The organism is Paenibacillus sp. VTT E-133291 (genome assembly GCF_002264395.1).
Taxonomy (GTDB): domain Bacteria; phylum Bacillota; class Bacilli; order Paenibacillales; family Paenibacillaceae; genus Paenibacillus_AQ; species Paenibacillus_AQ nitricinens.
Window position 1 is genome coordinate 58,415 of sequence record NZ_NFVA01000024.1, and the last position, 15,465, is coordinate 73,879.

The 15,465-nt window shown below is 45.2% G+C and carries 21 protein-coding genes; 2 read left to right on the top strand and 19 right to left on the bottom strand.

The genetic code is table 11. The features are described from left to right. Positions 1–3: 3 nt before the first annotated feature. From CA598_RS12390 to CA598_RS12485, 19 genes are all read right to left on the bottom strand, one after another. Entirely contained in the window at positions 4–135 is a 132-nt protein-coding gene (locus CA598_RS12390) for an XkdX family protein (protein WP_094871760.1), read from the bottom strand. Continuing rightward, positions 135–578 (bottom strand): hypothetical protein, encoded by a 444-nt coding sequence (locus CA598_RS12395; protein WP_179283656.1) that lies wholly within the window; start codon positions 576–578, stop codon positions 135–137. Before CA598_RS12395 ends, CA598_RS12390 begins: the two co-directional genes overlap by 1 nt. Positions 579–745: 167 nt before the next feature. Continuing rightward, a complete protein-coding gene (locus CA598_RS12400) occupies positions 746–2,320 on the bottom strand; it encodes a hypothetical protein (protein ID WP_094876688.1) in 1,575 nt (524 codons plus the stop codon). A gap of 11 nt (positions 2,321–2,331) precedes the next feature. Further along, a complete protein-coding gene (locus tag CA598_RS12405) occupies positions 2,332–2,943 on the bottom strand; it encodes a putative phage tail protein (RefSeq protein WP_094871763.1) in 612 nt (203 codons plus the stop codon). Positions 2,944–2,945: 2 nt separating this feature from the next. Next, positions 2,946–3,281, bottom strand: a complete 336-nt coding sequence (locus CA598_RS12410) for a hyaluronate lyase N-terminal domain-containing protein (RefSeq protein ID WP_094876689.1) — start codon at positions 3,279–3,281, stop codon at positions 2,946–2,948. Positions 3,282–3,292: 11 nt separating this feature from the next. After that, a complete protein-coding gene (locus tag CA598_RS12415) occupies positions 3,293–4,315 on the bottom strand; it encodes a DUF2793 domain-containing protein (protein WP_094876690.1) in 1,023 nt (340 codons plus the stop codon). Between the two features lies 1 nt (position 4,316). Then, complete coding sequence (locus CA598_RS12420) at positions 4,317–4,730, bottom strand: phosphoglucomutase (protein WP_094876691.1); 414 nt, start codon at positions 4,728–4,730, stop codon at positions 4,317–4,319. Between the two features lies 1 nt (position 4,731). Further along, positions 4,732–5,790, bottom strand: a complete 1,059-nt coding sequence (locus CA598_RS12425) for a baseplate J/gp47 family protein (RefSeq protein ID WP_094876692.1) — start codon at positions 5,788–5,790, stop codon at positions 4,732–4,734. Then, complete coding sequence (locus tag CA598_RS12430) at positions 5,783–6,214, bottom strand: DUF2634 domain-containing protein (protein ID WP_094876693.1); 432 nt, start codon at positions 6,212–6,214, stop codon at positions 5,783–5,785. The genes CA598_RS12425 and CA598_RS12430 overlap by 8 nt, the downstream gene beginning before the upstream one ends. Next, the gene (locus CA598_RS12435) at positions 6,211–6,507 is read right to left on the bottom strand and encodes a DUF2577 domain-containing protein (protein WP_060625196.1); all 297 of its coding nucleotides are present in this window, start codon (positions 6,505–6,507) and stop codon (positions 6,211–6,213) included. Before CA598_RS12435 ends, CA598_RS12430 begins: the two co-directional genes overlap by 4 nt. A gap of 5 nt (positions 6,508–6,512) precedes the next feature. Further along, a complete protein-coding gene (locus tag CA598_RS12440) occupies positions 6,513–7,475 on the bottom strand; it encodes an XkdQ/YqbQ family protein (protein WP_094876694.1) in 963 nt (320 codons plus the stop codon). Between the two features lie 9 nt (positions 7,476–7,484). Next, positions 7,485–8,237, bottom strand: coding sequence for a LysM peptidoglycan-binding domain-containing protein (locus CA598_RS12445; RefSeq protein ID WP_042131195.1), 753 nt, complete (start codon positions 8,235–8,237; stop codon positions 7,485–7,487). Between the two features lies 1 nt (position 8,238). After that, entirely contained in the window at positions 8,239–10,143 is a 1,905-nt protein-coding gene (locus tag CA598_RS12450) for an MFS transporter (RefSeq protein ID WP_094876695.1), read from the bottom strand. Between the two features lie 191 nt (positions 10,144–10,334). Beyond that, the gene (locus CA598_RS12460; protein WP_042131197.1) at positions 10,335–10,757 is read right to left on the bottom strand and encodes a phage tail assembly chaperone; all 423 of its coding nucleotides are present in this window, start codon (positions 10,755–10,757) and stop codon (positions 10,335–10,337) included. Positions 10,758–10,870: 113 nt separating this feature from the next. After that, entirely contained in the window at positions 10,871–11,341 is a 471-nt protein-coding gene (locus tag CA598_RS12465) for a phage tail tube protein (RefSeq protein ID WP_042192125.1), read from the bottom strand. A 1-nt stretch (position 11,342) separates the two neighbouring features. Continuing rightward, positions 11,343–12,665 carry a phage tail sheath family protein gene (locus CA598_RS12470; protein ID WP_094876696.1) on the bottom strand — a complete coding sequence of 441 codons (1,323 nt, stop codon included), beginning with the start codon at positions 12,663–12,665 and terminating at the stop codon, positions 11,343–11,345. Beyond that, complete coding sequence (locus CA598_RS12475) at positions 12,665–12,844, bottom strand: hypothetical protein (RefSeq protein ID WP_094876697.1); 180 nt, start codon at positions 12,842–12,844, stop codon at positions 12,665–12,667. The genes CA598_RS12470 and CA598_RS12475 overlap by 1 nt, the downstream gene beginning before the upstream one ends. Beyond that, entirely contained in the window at positions 12,841–13,254 is a 414-nt protein-coding gene (locus CA598_RS12480; RefSeq protein WP_094876698.1) for a phage tail terminator family protein, read from the bottom strand. The genes CA598_RS12475 and CA598_RS12480 overlap by 4 nt, the downstream gene beginning before the upstream one ends. A gap of 425 nt (positions 13,255–13,679) precedes the next feature. Next, complete coding sequence (locus CA598_RS12485; RefSeq protein WP_373455823.1) at positions 13,680–14,174, bottom strand: ArpU family phage packaging/lysis transcriptional regulator; 495 nt, start codon at positions 14,172–14,174, stop codon at positions 13,680–13,682. Between the two features lie 287 nt (positions 14,175–14,461). Between CA598_RS12485 and CA598_RS12490 the strand changes: the two genes are divergently transcribed. Both CA598_RS12490 and CA598_RS12495 read left to right on the top strand, forming a co-directional pair. Further along, positions 14,462–14,890, top strand: coding sequence for a helix-turn-helix domain-containing protein (locus CA598_RS12490; protein ID WP_094876700.1), 429 nt, complete (start codon positions 14,462–14,464; stop codon positions 14,888–14,890). Positions 14,891–14,921: 31 nt separating this feature from the next. Further along, positions 14,922–15,335: an ImmA/IrrE family metallo-endopeptidase gene (locus CA598_RS12495; protein ID WP_094871793.1), complete on the top strand. Its 414-nt coding sequence runs from the start codon at positions 14,922–14,924 to the stop codon at positions 15,333–15,335. Positions 15,336–15,465 lie beyond the last annotated feature (130 nt).

Genomic DNA, 15,465 nt, shown 5'->3' on the forward strand with positions numbered 1-15,465 from the left:
CTACTATATGGCGCTATCTGTAATCTCTATAGCTTGCTCTGATGTGATCTTGTTGGCAGTTACAAATACTTGAACTTGATCCTTTGAATAACATCCTGCGTCATAATAGCTTTTAATGATTGCGTACCAATCCATTATAATACACCTCCCGTTACAAGAGTACGCAGCAAGTCGGCGTGGTCTTGTTCCGCCTGGTTGAGTCTAGCCTGTGTTTGCGCTAGTTCTAGCGTCAGCCCGGCATTATCGGACTCCACAAGCTTGATACGCTCGGACATAGGTACTTGATATATAAGCGCTTGCGGCTCGTCAGGTTCGATGTTAGGGTCAGGATAGCTAAACTCCAATCTTCCCGTTTCGATGCTTACCTTGTAGCCGCTGCACGCTGCAAAGTCTTGCTTGTATTGCTCGTAGTCAAGCTTTAAGCACCCCACCGTTTCCGCTACGCGTTCGGCTAGTGCTTTATAGACTGTTAAATCCAACGCCTGTGTTGTCTCCACCACATCGCCGGAACGCTCTCCGGTATCAACTAATACGTTACCTGTGGCGTTATCATAATAAATTTTTCTGCCTATTTGCATTTATATTCACTCCCTTTCTTAGCCCCAAGCCACCCATTTATATTCTTGAGCTACAATCTGATTATATGAATTAGTTACGGTAATACCGCCTGCAGTCGTTGTGATAGATCGCGTAAATTGTTTTGATGCTGTTGTATGCGCAAAAGTACATTACTATTTTCCTCCTTCTAATTCCATACCGCGGCTCCGCGTGCAGAGGCAGTAGAGTAACCTCCGCCGAGCGATGCTACTACGACGTGAACCAACATTACCTCACCATCCATATTGAACGGCTTCGAGAAAGATCCGTCCGCCGCAATGTCCCCATCGTGACCGAAGCCCCACATATATTGGGTACTAGGCATTGTAATTCGCCGCGACCGCTTATCTACTATTAGCCCCGTAGCTTGCTGTGTTGTGCTCATCGACCATCCGTCCACAAAGTGACGAATTAGCACTAACCGATTTCCATGGATATCCTGCAGCACGATTGAATGATCCTGGTGGCTGTTGTTGTTCGACGTTCCGAAAAGAATCGAGCCAGCAAACGATCCGATAGTGAACCCGGCTGGAAATCTAAACATTTCCTCAGTCTTACCGTCAGCCCCTGCCTGCGTTGCAAAGTCAACCGATGTAAGCCCACCGACCCAGGGTTGGAGTGTGCCAACTAAGGTTCCTATAGAGACACCCGCGCGGACGTTACTAGGTACGAGAGTTGGAAATGTACTTTTTGTCCAGGTAACCCCATTATAGTAGCCAGCTTGCGGCATTAAGAACACATCGCCTGTCGCCCATATCTCTGCGGCATTTGACGGAGAGTGATTATTCTCCACAGATCTATTGACTATCGCGCCATCCTGCCCAAACATTGATACCCCTCGTAGCCAATTTGCAGGAATAACGTTAGGATCAGTGACTCGTATTTCGGGGTTTCCTACCGCCGTAGTTTTCAAATATGCCCCCGCTGGTATTCGGACCCAGCATCCACCACCCGCTGCCCATGCTGTACTAAGGGAATTAGTATATCCGTCCGTAGCACCTCTTTGTACTATCGCGCCATCAATTAGCCCGCCCTCTGTCCCTATCGTCTTACCCGCTAGCACGTCCGCTGCTGTCGCTGTTCCATAATCACCTCCTTCACCCTGTAAGATAAAAGCCGTCCCATCATATACAACCGTGTAAACTCCGTTCAGGGCAAGTGTTGCCGCATTTCCATTGGGTTTCTTGATTGCTTTGGCCCCTAAAGTATTAGGATTGAGTGTAGGATTGGCTCCGCTAGCAATATGTGTTTTGAAACTAAATTTAAGTCCTGCTATCAGCACCGTAGGTGCTGGGCTAAGTGTAAGGGTATATGCGGTGGCTGTACCAGCCGTAGTACCGAATCCAGTGTTGTTATTCAGTAGTGTCTTGTCCGCAGCAGACATCAAGCCATTCGTAGCAGTTGTAGCTACGGCGGTACCGGCTTTAGCATTCCACGCCGTCTTTTCAGCATCCGTAACAAACCGATTACTCGCATCTTGAACAATAATAGCTGGTGGGTGAGTAGCTGGGTGAGTATAGTTGGTCGCTCCTGTAGCAATACCAGCCAGCTTCGTTTTCTCAACTGCGGTGTAATCGTTCGTAGACAGCTGTTTGCCAGTAACTTTATCAACTTTGCCATTAACGGCATTATCCAAGATATCCATATTCCCATTCAGATCAGCGATATCAACGATATCTGTTCCCTCTGGCTTCTTTAAGCCCAAATTTCCTGTCGTTTGCATGTGTCACTCTCCTATCTATAAGTTCTTAATTCGTTCCATGTCTTACTGTGAGCATTCTCCCAGGTCAAAACCTTAACGGAGTCCCACCAGGTATAGCTGAACACAAATTCATAAGCCAAATGCGCAGGTTTAATCTCTTCGATGATTTGAATCAACCCTGCCATATTGGGAGGAATGCCCAGCGTACTTACAAAATGGATCTCAAAACGATACTCATCAGGCACTTCTTTCACTTCAACCACGCCACCCGAAAAAGCGGACGCCGTCCGCTGGATCATCTCCGGCGTTGTTGTCCCGTTTCCACGCAGCTTCGCCTTAATCATCTCTCGGCGTGTGGCATATGACTTAGATGAATCAATATTTAGTCCAAGCTCAGCTTCCCAACGTCCAAGGCTTACTGTTGCAGTTTCAACAAACGCCTGATCCAGTACATCTATAGTGCCTACCTTCAGTCCACCAATTTCTAGCCCGATGGTCTCCTGAAGCTTCTCCATTTCGCGGACATCTTTATAATAATCCGGCAAATACTGCATTAGATCAGGCGCCTCGACTTCACCCGGATGATTCGAATCTTCATCTGCGGAATACAATAATTCGCTGAATAAAGAGCTGCCGTAACTCATCCTCACACCCCCTTCAGTTGATTCCAGGTTAGGGGCCCTTTGGGCAAATAATCATGTGTATGCGCCGCCGGAGGGAATACCGCTGGTTTACCCGCTACCCCCGCCCAAGCTACACTATCCGCTTGTTGCGCAAAATCCACCTTGCCATTGTTATTCGTATCGTAAATGCTTTTCAGCATGTCCCCAGTACTTTGTGCCGCAACTAGCAAGACATTCCCAGCAGCAGAACCAATATATAGCTTGCCAGTGTCAATACAGTAGCCAAGCTCACCAATAGCCAGTGCGCCAATCGCACTTTCCAATCCGCGGCGTATTTGAATCAATGTCTTTAAAGCCATTGTCCCGCCCCCTAGAATGTTCCGCCATCAATACTGGCTACAGTAAGTTTATTGCCATTCGCAGCATCATAAATGATGCTGCTTCCATCCACACTTACAGCTACACCGGTTCCATCTACAGTGATCCCTTTTCCAGCTGTAACCGCAATCGCGTCTGCAGTAACCGTGATCCCGTTGCCTGCACCAATATTCAGCGTCACAGCATCGGCCTGACCACCACCAATCAGTCCGTTTCCAGCTGTAATGGTCTGTAACGCACCACCCGTGCGAACCCATGCGCTGCCATTCCAGCTATAAATCTTCTGCTCATCATCGACATAAGCGGTCCAGCCTACGGCAGGAACATAAAATACCCATGCAGCAGATTGGTACTCAACAATTTGATTCGTTTTCCCCGCCCATGCCCCGGTTGCCCCTGCTGGAATAATATATCGATCCCCCTCAACCGGACTGGCAGGTGGAGCCAGCAGGTTCTGATCTTTTACCGACGCTTGCGGTTCGATGTTATGCTTGGCCAGCTCAATTTCATTTTTAATCTTCTGTGCAGACCACAAGTCTGTAATCGTAGTCCCGGCATCATTGATCGTCCGATGCTTGGTCACATCGTCAATGTGAGTCTTAATCTCAGCCGCAGTCTTTACGTTCGTACCATCTGATACTTTGTTGATATGTCCCGCACTAATATCCGCTTTAAGCACCTTCCCATAAGTTGCTCCATCAGCGATATCGTCAATTGTACCTGTCAGATCGCTAAGCTTCTGCGCGTTCACTCGCCGCCAAGCTGCCCCATCATCAAAATATAAATATCCGCTATTGGTACCCGTAGTCACGTAATACAAACGGCCAAGGGCTCCTGCAACCGGACGCGAAGCTTCTGGACCCGATAGCGCCCTTCCGACCATGGAATTAGACGTGCCGTCACCAATATAAACTTCCTTAGTATCACTGCAAAAACCAAGCTCACCCGCCTTCAAGACTCCATAACTCGTTAGTTCAGCCTTAGTACCCCGCTTTATTTGTATGGTCTGAGCCATTTTACACCTCTCTTCTAAATGATCCTCCGTCAATCTGACCCTTGCTCTTATAACGCTCTAGTTCACTTTGTACGGCTGTAAGGCTACCTTGCAAACCATTAATATCATCCGCTTCAACGGTATCCCCGGGGGTTTCATAAGTTACATATACCTCGGGCACATCGGCAAAAATCTTAATCAACCGCCGCCACGGCGCCTCATCCGGAAAAGACACAGTGAAATTGCGTAGCTCGATCCCGGAATACTGTGACCCCGTGTACACCGCAATAGTTTGGTTATTAATGTTGTCATGTGCAAGCAAACCACTGTAAGCGCCATTTACAAGCGATAATCTCTCTTCGATAACATAGCTGCTACCATTAGCTTTTTTATTTAGCTTGTCTTGAAATATATCAATTTGTTCTGGATACCCCATGCTACACCTCCAGTAAAACATTGCCGAACAACGGTACTTCTTCTTCGTTCAACATTACGTTGCCCGCTCCACCGTTCAGCTTCAGCTCACTGTAATCCGCGACTCCCTCAGTAGCTAGCAATAGTGCCCCGACTACAGACTGGCTAATATAGGTTGCTGAAAAAGCTTTCTCCTTGCGATAACTCTCAAGAATCCCCTTGAATTCATCATTTACAGCTTGCAGTGCATAACCTGAAGCAAGGGTTACTTTTGCGCTTATACTAATACTTTTTCCCGTTGCCGATGCTACTGTTACAACTGCACCTACGGGGGCTTGTCCCTCACCCGCTCCAGAGACCGGATCAATGTAATGCTGAACCTTAGTCACCAGCAGCTCAGAAGCAGGAAGTTTCTCGGCATCCACAACAATCACTTTCACCGTCTTAGGGCCGTCCCATAACGGAAAAACACGTGCACCTCCCACCCCCACAACCTGCATCGCCCACTCCATATAGTGATATTTATTGCCGCTAGTAGCTGGGCGCCTGGCTGAATCCAAATAACGTTGGCGTAGCGATTCATCGGTTTCTTCGTTCTCTCCGGGAATCAATAGAGCAGCTATTTCCCCACGCGCAAGGTCTGAAATATAATCCACTGGCAGCAAAGAGCCGAAGTATCGACTTCCTTCTTCTCCAGCAGTTTCACTTTCCAGCCGATACACTCCAAGAGATAACTTCTCCACGGCAATATAATTCAGCATATCGAGAGAGAAGCGGCTGCCTAGAGGAACATCCACAAATCCTCCATCCGCTTTATAAAAAATCCCCTTCAGCTGCGCCTTACTCGCTTCACGCCTTACAATTCCTGACCAGGCGATACTTCTCTCCAAGTACTCTCCGGTAGCCGTATCTGCAAAATACAGATTATTATTCACATCCAGCTCAATGTACATCTGCGCAAGCTCTGCTGCTGCTGGAGCAAACGCGTCATAAATGATGCTGCCCTCGCGTTTATCCAAACCTGACGGAACCCGGTCCAGCATTCGCTCCAAAAGAGCCTCATACGTCTGATCCTCATACATCCTCATTCCACTCCTTTCTCAGCTGAAAATTGCCATAACGTGTGACCACCTTACAATCAAAAGTTAGATTATCCCCGTTAAAAGAAACCTCAATATTTTCTAAACTAAGGATTCGTTCATCCTGAAGTAAGGCCTCACTAATGACACGTCTGATTTCAGCTCTGACCAACAGCCGATCCTTACCCAGAACCAGCTGCCACTCTGTTCCGTAATCCGCACTGTAAATCAGATGTTCAAATCTATCGGTTCGCAGAATTTTGGCCGCTGCCTGCTGCACGGCCTCAAGTCCATCCGCTTGGCCAGTAATCCTTCTTCTGTCCCAATCCATTCGGTAGGTTAGACTGGGGCTTTCCCCACGCTCAAGGTTGACCTCGCCTTCAAGAAGAGCAGTTATCGGTCCAGCTTTTCCAATCGCAGGAATCATATCGGACTCACCAGCCGATCCAGTACAATATAGCTTTGTCCACCCTGCATCCGAACCATCAGAACCCGATCACCAGAGGCAAGTCCTCGACGCACTACTACTTCTCTACCCTCTAGCTCGATTTTGCTTTCCATTACCGATTCAGGCAGTACTAGCGCATTCCCCGATAAAATAAAACGTTGATCCACCTGGATCTGCAAAGGAGCTGCCTCCGTTACCGTCCCATAAGAAAAAGCCACGGGATTTGTATTTCCCACGGCTCCTAAGCTTGCTTTTTTTATAATATCCAACATCATCTCTACACCACCTTTATATCGAGGGACATCGTATGCTCCCCACCGGAAATCTTATGACTGCATTGATCCACCAGAAACACCTGAGTCTTAAATTCATCAAGCAGGACATAAATGAAATTACCAGCCCTTACGCGCATATCACCAATCGCCTGTACGGAGAGACTAAGCTTTTCACGGTTGTGCATTTTCAGCAGATTATTTGCCTTCTCCTGAATTTGGGCAGCATTCGCTTTGTCATCAGCCTTCTGATACAAGTGGAGGATACCCCAGCGTTTCACATTGTCCTTATCGCTAACCGGAAAGAAATCACGCTTACCAGACTTCTCATTATCCTTGTATAAAAAGATCGTGTTGTACGTATCATCATCAATACTTTTTTTGAGCGAATAGTCATACAGATAATGCCCCGCTCCCAACACCAGATTAAGCAGCATAGACTCCGGTTTTCGCAGCGTTAGCTTACCAAAATCATCGTAAAAGGCCATCAACCGCCCCTTATACTGAAGCTCACTGCCGATCGCTCCCATAATGATGTCCAGCAGTTTTTTGTCATCTTCAATTAATGAAGGAATTCGGTACTCTGTATTCTCCAGCACACCTGTCTGCAGGCCGTAGTCTTGCGTTATTTTTTTTATAACATCATTAGCCGTAACATCCTGCAAAACATAACTGCCATTGCCCAGCAAATAACGCATCTGATCATAGGCAGTCAGCTTAATCTCCTGATCCGAGCCTGTATCAATACTGAACACAAACCCGTAGAATACATCCACATTATCTTTGCTGAACTGAATAATATCACCGTTGCTGATACCGAACTTAGGATGCTGATAGATTCCACTGTCCACAAGTGTTAACTCTAGCGTTGCCGGTTTTCCTGAGCGGGCCGTTTTCCAAGAAATATCGGAGACGATGCCAGAAATATCCCATAGATTACCTTCCTTATTCTTCACAAGCAGTTCCATAACATCCTCCTACGGCAGCTTAATGACCTTACCGATTGGAAGCTTCCTCAGCTCACTATCTTTAATGCCATTAAGTTTCTGGATTTCCCAACACCTATTACCATCTCCAAGGATTTCTTTAGCGATTTTCCATAGATTATCTTTAGATTTCATGATATACGTTTTAGGTTTGGGAGTTTCGTTCGCCCGCTTCTGTTCTACCTTCACTTCATCCTTGACGACTTTAACAGCTACCGCCTGATAAAATACATACTTTTTGAGAGATAACGAATATTCAATATCCCCTGATGTACCTGCACTGAGCTTCCAAGAGAAGCTTTCAATACTCATAGCCATATTCACACCGAAATCAATCTCTATGGATTTATCCTCACTAGTCGATGAATCCTTTAACCATTTCTTGGCGTCGTTTAGCTTCCCATCGGCTTTTTTCAAGTCATCAGTATAGCTCACCCCGGAAAATACAAAACGAATAGGTCTGCGACTCGTCATCCACTTCTTAATCAGCTCCACATATTCAAAGGGTCTCTTCAACCCGTCCTCTTGTACTAATACAAACGGATACCTTTGTGCCGGAAAAATACTTTCGATTGTGATCTCCGTCAGCTTCGGATAAGCAATCGTATTAATCTCACCTAGATCGATAATGGTATAGCTCTTCCCATCCCCGCTTTCCTTGATTTCCAAGGTCTCTGGATTGACTGGCAGTCGGAATGCTTCCGCCTGATTATTAAAACCAAGAAATATCCCGTACTCTTCCACGTTACGTATACACCCCCTGCGCCGTAGAGACAAACTCCTCGTTCAGCTTTTGCCCAATCTTGTTGATAATCGAATCAATGTCTCCGGCATTATTAATATTTCCAGTCGTCACCTGGACCGTCGGCGTCAGCTCCACAAAATTCTGGATCGCCTGAATCTCCGCCAGCTCCCTCAGCATTTTCAGATCATCGCTAGAGATGTCTACAGTGTCGTTGATGGAGTCGAGTTGTTTCACGCGGTTGACGGTGTTGAGGTTGTTGCTTTGGTTAGCTAATAGTCCTGATTGTGAGGTTTTTGATCCATTAATTTTCCCGATGGGATTTTCTATTAATTCTTTCGCTTTCCTTCCCATATCATTAAATTTCCCAGTAAACTCCTTCCCCCTTCGGGTGTAATCATTAACAGTATCTGCATATTCTAAGTACTCTTTTTTCTTAGAATTTTTTACAGCCTTATCACTAGTTGGGGCAACCAATTTGTCCTTCATACCTTTAATCATTCCGCTCACAGCATGAGGTTCTTCAGGATTTAGATACTCTACTTTTACATTAGCTAATCCCTCTAATCCTGGTACTTTACTCAACATGTTTAGCAATTTCTTAATACCTGGTAATATTTTATTAATCGCTTGTGCTACTACTTTCATAAATCCGCCCGCAAAGTTTTCAGCACCAATTGCCATTTGATAAATAAGATCCAAAAAGTGAACTGCTAAGTCATAGAAGAGCTTTCTAATAGCATAAACAGGATCTATAAATAAATTTTGAATATAATCACTGAACGTAATAAATCCATTTTGCAAACTTATTACAACATTCTGTAGATGAACCTTCAACCACCCAAATGCTCCTGCTATAGCTACAATCACCTCTCCCGCAGATATACCTAGCATCTGAAAAATTCCAATTAGTACTGCAATAATTGCAATAACCACTAAAATAGGCCAATTTGCTACCATCCATGCAGCTGCAAGCGAATACACTTGCACAATCATAGCTGCTAGATAGACGAAAGCTATTGCTAAAAGGATCGGTTCAATCCATGACCAGTTTTCCTGCACTACTCCCACCAGCCATAATAAGCCATCGACTACCATACCAATCACATTAGCTATGAAGAGAAATCCATTAGCCATAGCATCTATAATCGGCATTAATTGACCTGAAGTTAGTGCTGTATTCAAGGTATCCATTACAGGTCTTAGGGCACCCATCGCTTTCTCACCGATTTTCCCAAGTGCAGCATCTGTATTCTTGTTCAGTGTATTCCAGTCTTCGATATCTCCAGGTTTTGCCGCTGCTTTTACAGCTTTCTCCCCCAAAGACTTAACCGCGTTAAATGGTTTTACCACATCTGCTGTCTTAAGAAATTTCATGATTTTTGAGTCAGGGGATGGTGGAGATGGTGGAGTCGGCGGTTCCTTTCTCAGATTAATTTTAGGAGTAGGGACTGGATCAGCCTTCGTCTCGGGCTTTTTCTCCTCTTCTTTCTTTTTCTCTTTTGCTTTTAATCCCTTCCACCAATTTACCTTCTTCGCTTTTTCTTCTTCTTTCTTGCCCATTTGCTCACTAGGGGAGATACTTAGCGTTCGTAGAGCTAGCTGTTGTGATTGCCCAGCTTGTTGGCTTTGCTCAATAACTATATCCCTGGAAACTACAATTTTAGGAGGGAGACGTTTAAAGCCCTCAAGTAGAGTATCGTTGATGTCCTGCAAAGACTGGTTTACTTGATTCAGAGAACGGCTCATCTCATCATTTGACCGCTTAATAACCACTTGCATTCCCTTGACCAAACGATTAACGATATCCAGATTACTGTTTAGACGAACACATTGTTTATTAACACTCTTCCAGATTGCCAGGGATTTCATCGGTAGCATTACGGCTTTAGATGCTTCTATCTTCATTCATTCACCCCCTCATCTCTTCCTTGCTTTACTCCTCGCCTGATCCCGCTTCTCCTTCTCCACCCGAACAGCGATCATCGCATAAATTGCGGCGCGTTCACGTGTAGACAGCTTCATCAGCTCATGTGGTAAAATGTGCAGCTCGTGGAGGGCGTAGTAAGCCAGGTTGGCTTCACTGTCGCCCCCGTTGATTAGTTTTTTACTTCATCCACCAGCTCGTTCATATCTGTACCGAAGCCATTCAAGGCCTGTACCCGTTCACCCAGCGCAGCGAATTCACCTGGAAGCAGCATTTTACGCAGCAGCGTTTCGGCACCAAGAACACCATACGAACGCTGCAATTCAGCATTTTTCAGATCCGGATGCACCACACTTGAAGTCATCAGCTTAGCCATATAATCATTCGGTTCGATCTCGGAGGTATACACTCCATTTTTCCCTTTGACCTTACGGGTAGCCGCTTTACGGCATTCCTGATTCTCATCCTCGTTCATACTGCGTAACTTCCAGGCTACTGCATTCCCTTCCTTATCCTTAAAACGCTGCGATACCACAAACTCCTCTGTCGTGTCACATGCTACATTTTGCGCAAAAAACAAACTTAATTCACTCATTGTCTTCCTCCTAAAATAATTTAGTTTCTTCTAGTACTACTAAAATAGACAGAGAAGGGACCCGCCGCTAACTGCACGCCCGGGCCTTACTTGCTCCTATCTAGTTGTCTTTATTAATTTCCGGAGCCAGCCGGAGCGCCAAAAGCTTGCACAATCTGCACGTCTTCAAAGGTAAAGCTCACTTCTTCTTCCAGCGCATCTGATTCTGTATCAAGAGAAGCCATGATGACACTATCAAGGTTCACGCCCTTTAAAATAATGCGTTGGGCTCCCACACTGGACGATGGGTCTTCGTTCGTAACCTCAATATCGAAATACTGGTCGACACCTGTATTCATATAATCAAGCATCATCTGGCGGAAACGGCTAGTCATATAAAAAATCGTCATCGAACCGCTGCCCGACCATCCAGTCGCTTTATGCTGAACACCACGTCGGCCGAGTGTCTTCACTTCTGCCTTTGTTTTTTCTACCGTAGCTTCAAGCGTCTTCACATAGAACATCTCTTCAGCTTGCGTACCAATCACGGCATACGCACGGCCCTCCTGGCCGGAAATCGTATCACTAGCTTTTAAAAATGCCATCTTAAACCACCTTCACTTTCATATATACTTTTTCTACGGAATCTACCGGTTTCACAGCCACATCCAGCACGATACTATCACTATCCGCACCAGCCACAACGACAACATCTGTCTGCGCGTTAAAGCCCTCAATCGCACCCATATCCTGCAAATCATTCATATAAGTCGCACATTGTGACCAGAACAGAGCCCGTCCATCTTCATTATTGGCTACTTTACCAATGTAGTAGTTCTCAAAAATACGCTTCAGATCATTCGCAATCCCATCCAGCACACGCAGCACACGATTTTTGGAGAACGCTTTGCCTTTATCCGGAGAGAATGCCGTAAACGTGTTAATATCCTGTTCCACCACAGCTCGCCCTCCACTGTAAGTAAAGAGCAGTTCGCCTTGCAGCAAAGCTGCTGTCGTTTCAGAATGGCTAAACCGCACATCAGCGTCAACGGAGTCGTCATATCCCTGATAAGTCAGCGATTGATTCACCGCAGCAGCAGCCGTAGCACCGGCCACCCAAGCCACAGCATTGGTCTTATCAATCGTAGTTCCGTCACTCAGTACTACCCCATTCTTCACGCTGATCACACCCTCATGACCCGCAGTAGCATAATCCGATAGTACAGCCTGCACTTTCTTACCTTCCGTATCCCGTAGTCGTCTTACCCAAGAGCTATACAGTGCCTTAAGCGTACTATCCTGCGATACTAGTCCAACCGTTTGGAACTCAAGCACCTCAAGAGCAGACAAGAAATCGCTGTGCGCACCATTTGTCACCGTACCATTAGCTCCGCCAATAAGCGGCATCCCTGCGGTTAGCTTCAAGCCTTCTGCGCCATTTTTCTGGAATTGTACATAATCGTTAGCGACCAACTCTTCAGCCGTTCCAACCGTTTGCTTATTCAGTTCAGTTCCACTAAGCAAGGTCTTCACATCAAAAAGAGCATTATTCTCAATATTCTTCTCTATAACAACAGATAGATCGTTTCCGCGTACACCGCCGTATTTAGCAGTTACCTGAAGACCGCTATTGGTTACCGCCGCTTTAACCCCTTCATTCAATCGATAAAGCAGCAAGGTTCCTGCCCGTTTCAGTGCTTCACGTACTGGTAACAGTGTAGGATGCTCCAAATCAACACCTAGCAGCTTTTTCACATCGTCCTGCGGGGTAAGCTTCATGATCACTCCAGCTTCTCCCCAAGATAAGGCTAGTGCCAAAGCGGTGATCCCGCGTTCTCCCATTTTGCCGATAGTCCCTTGATTGGATGCCACATTTACGTATACCCCAGGGCGCACTTTATTTTGCGTTGTCCATGTTCCACCTGCCATTAGTTCATTACCTCCTTATTTTTAAACAATCCCATAGATTGCTTTGCTTCTTCGATCGTATAACTCTTGTCATTCTGCAAAATAACGTTCAGCACATCCTTTTCCTTAGCCGTAAAAAGCGATGAATTCACAATCTGCTCTTTACCAAAACGATCTCCACTACTCATCTTTGTGCTCATTTCAGTCTTTCTCCTCCTATCATTTGACCCATATTAATGGGGTCAGGCTTCTCACTTTGCAAATACACCATATAGTCCGTTGTAAAAAGCGGCCCATGCCCCTCTTTTCCAGCTTCCCAAGCTTGCCTAGCTACACGAAAGGCTCCGCCATCCTGCTCCATCCCTGCCATTGCCTCACTCAGCTTATCTGCCATTGTCTCAGCTTCCAGCAAGCTGCCTTGCTCATAACGGATACCAAAACGGTACACCGCTAAATATCTGCCTTCTCGCTGGCGATCCAGTGTCGCTGAAATCAGTCCGGGATAAAAATAAGCCGTCTGAGGTTTCTCCCCATCCACATACACAGGCACATTTGGAAAATATCGTTCCAGCGTACTCGTAATGTGTTTTCGTAATTGTTGTACCGACATCACTCCATTCCTTTCTGAAGGGCGACGATTCGCCGATCCTTGATGGTGTTAACCTTCAATCGCATTAACATTAAGAAGACACCCCCTCTACTAAATTTAAGAACAAAAAAGGATACTATCCGCTGTTGGATAATACCCTTCTACACTAGGCCCATGCCAAAAGAATCTTTCACCGCTAGATTTGTTCTTATCACCACTAGGGCGGAACGATTAGCAGAGCATTCATGCTCTTGCGGTGTTCTTTTTGCTTCATTTGCCATGTTATAAATATACACCCCTATTTGCCTTGCAGAGACGGTAGACCGACGAGGTTTACGCTAACTTTGGGATGGTATAGGGCCGTTTTTCGGAGAATCGTTCTATCCATAAAAAAAGACCGCATCATCCGCTCGGACGATACAGTCTTAAGTAACCCTCTATATTTCTTAGGTAATACTAACCTTCTCTTTTTTCACTCTAGGTGCTGTTATTAAGGTGTTAAGGGACAGTAGACCGAGATCCGTTAAAGCCAAAGCCATCTTGTAAAAAGCCTTCGTGCGTATCTTCACGTAAGTGTCCTTACTTATCGGTGGATCAAACACATGATTGTAGATCGTATAATCGTATGTTTCATCTCTTTTCATATAACGCTCTCTTACTAATTGCTGTTCCCTCGTATCGAGTCTCTCTACCACAGAGTCCATTGCTGAACAAAAAGCTCTTCTAGCAGTCGGTACATCCACATTATAAGAAGCTAACGCAGCAGTCTGATCAGTAACTGTATTCGTAGGGCCATGAAATCTTTCTGTGTAAGAATAAGTAGTACTGGCTTCCTTAGCTTCAAATGTAACGGTCTTAAAAATACGGTATTTCTCTAACATGCTCTCTATAGCGACCTGGGTTCGGCGACGGTCCAACTCTGGTAAGGCGGATAAGTTCATCATTTTATGCACTCCTTTAGGTTTGACAGAATGAGATTAAATTGCGGAAGTTTCCTAAGCAATGTGCTAAAATATATTAGTGTTCGTATTCTGTTCGTATTTTTCTATAATATACCACTTCTCTACCAATCTCGTAAAACCCCGTATTCGTCTGTTTTGGGCGAAATAGAATAGATTTCCCTCCATTATCTTGCCTTTTGGCAATAACATGCGCTTTGTTGTTTACCAATTGGCAAAAATGACTTATATTAATAATATAAGCTATCATTCTATAAGGAGTGGTTGAGATGACAATAGAATTTGGGGATTACATGAAGGGACTTCGCGAAGCAAAGGGATTAACGATTAATCAATTGGCAGCAGCAGCGGGGATTAGCGGTTCACAAATTTCACGAATTGAAAATGGTCTAAGAGGCGTGCCTAAGCCAACTACTTTACGCAAAATTGCTGAGGCTACAGGCGTCCCTTACGAGGAGTTAATGGATCAGGCAGGCTATTTACAGGAACATCCCCTTCCAAGCGAAGAGATTGTCCCAGAGTGGGCTACAAGCAAGGATAAGCGTGACTTTCGCAAAATGCTGGAGGATGATGGAGAGCTGATGTTTGATGGAATTCCATTAGACAAGGATGACAAGCAGAGGATAAAAGATGTACTGACCGGATTATTCTGGGAAGCCAAACAGATGAACAAGAGAAATAAATCTAACAACACTTAATAACTACACTAACATGCTGCAGGTGAAGAATATGGATGAACTGATTAATAATCTGATTAAAAAATATAAAACCAACTGTCCATTCGAGCTAGCCTCAGCGCTAGGTATTCACATTCGTTTCATGAACCTTGGGACAGGCACAAAGGGATTATATTACCGAAAACTAAGAAGAAGATTTATCGTCATTCATAATGAGTTGCCAGTTGAGTGGCAGCGCTTCGTTTGTGCGCATGAATTAGGTCATGATCGCCTTCACAAGGGGATTAACCGCTTTTTCCTGGAAGAAAGCTCTTACTTCTCTCCTGGCAAGCTTGAGCGTCAAGCTAACGTTTTTGCTGTAAAGCTACTATCCATAGGCAGTAATCCTGAGCAAGAAGAATCCTGTAAAAGTTATTATCTACGGATTGGCATTCCATCAGAAGTACAGTTTCTTTTGGAAGAATGATAGAACATATGTTATATGAATTTATGCGTGTTTTAATTCTATACATAACAAAAAAAGCTCTTACCGAAGTAAGAGCTATCTAAGAGCAATTAAGCTGAGTATCGGGATGACACGATTTGAACATGCGACC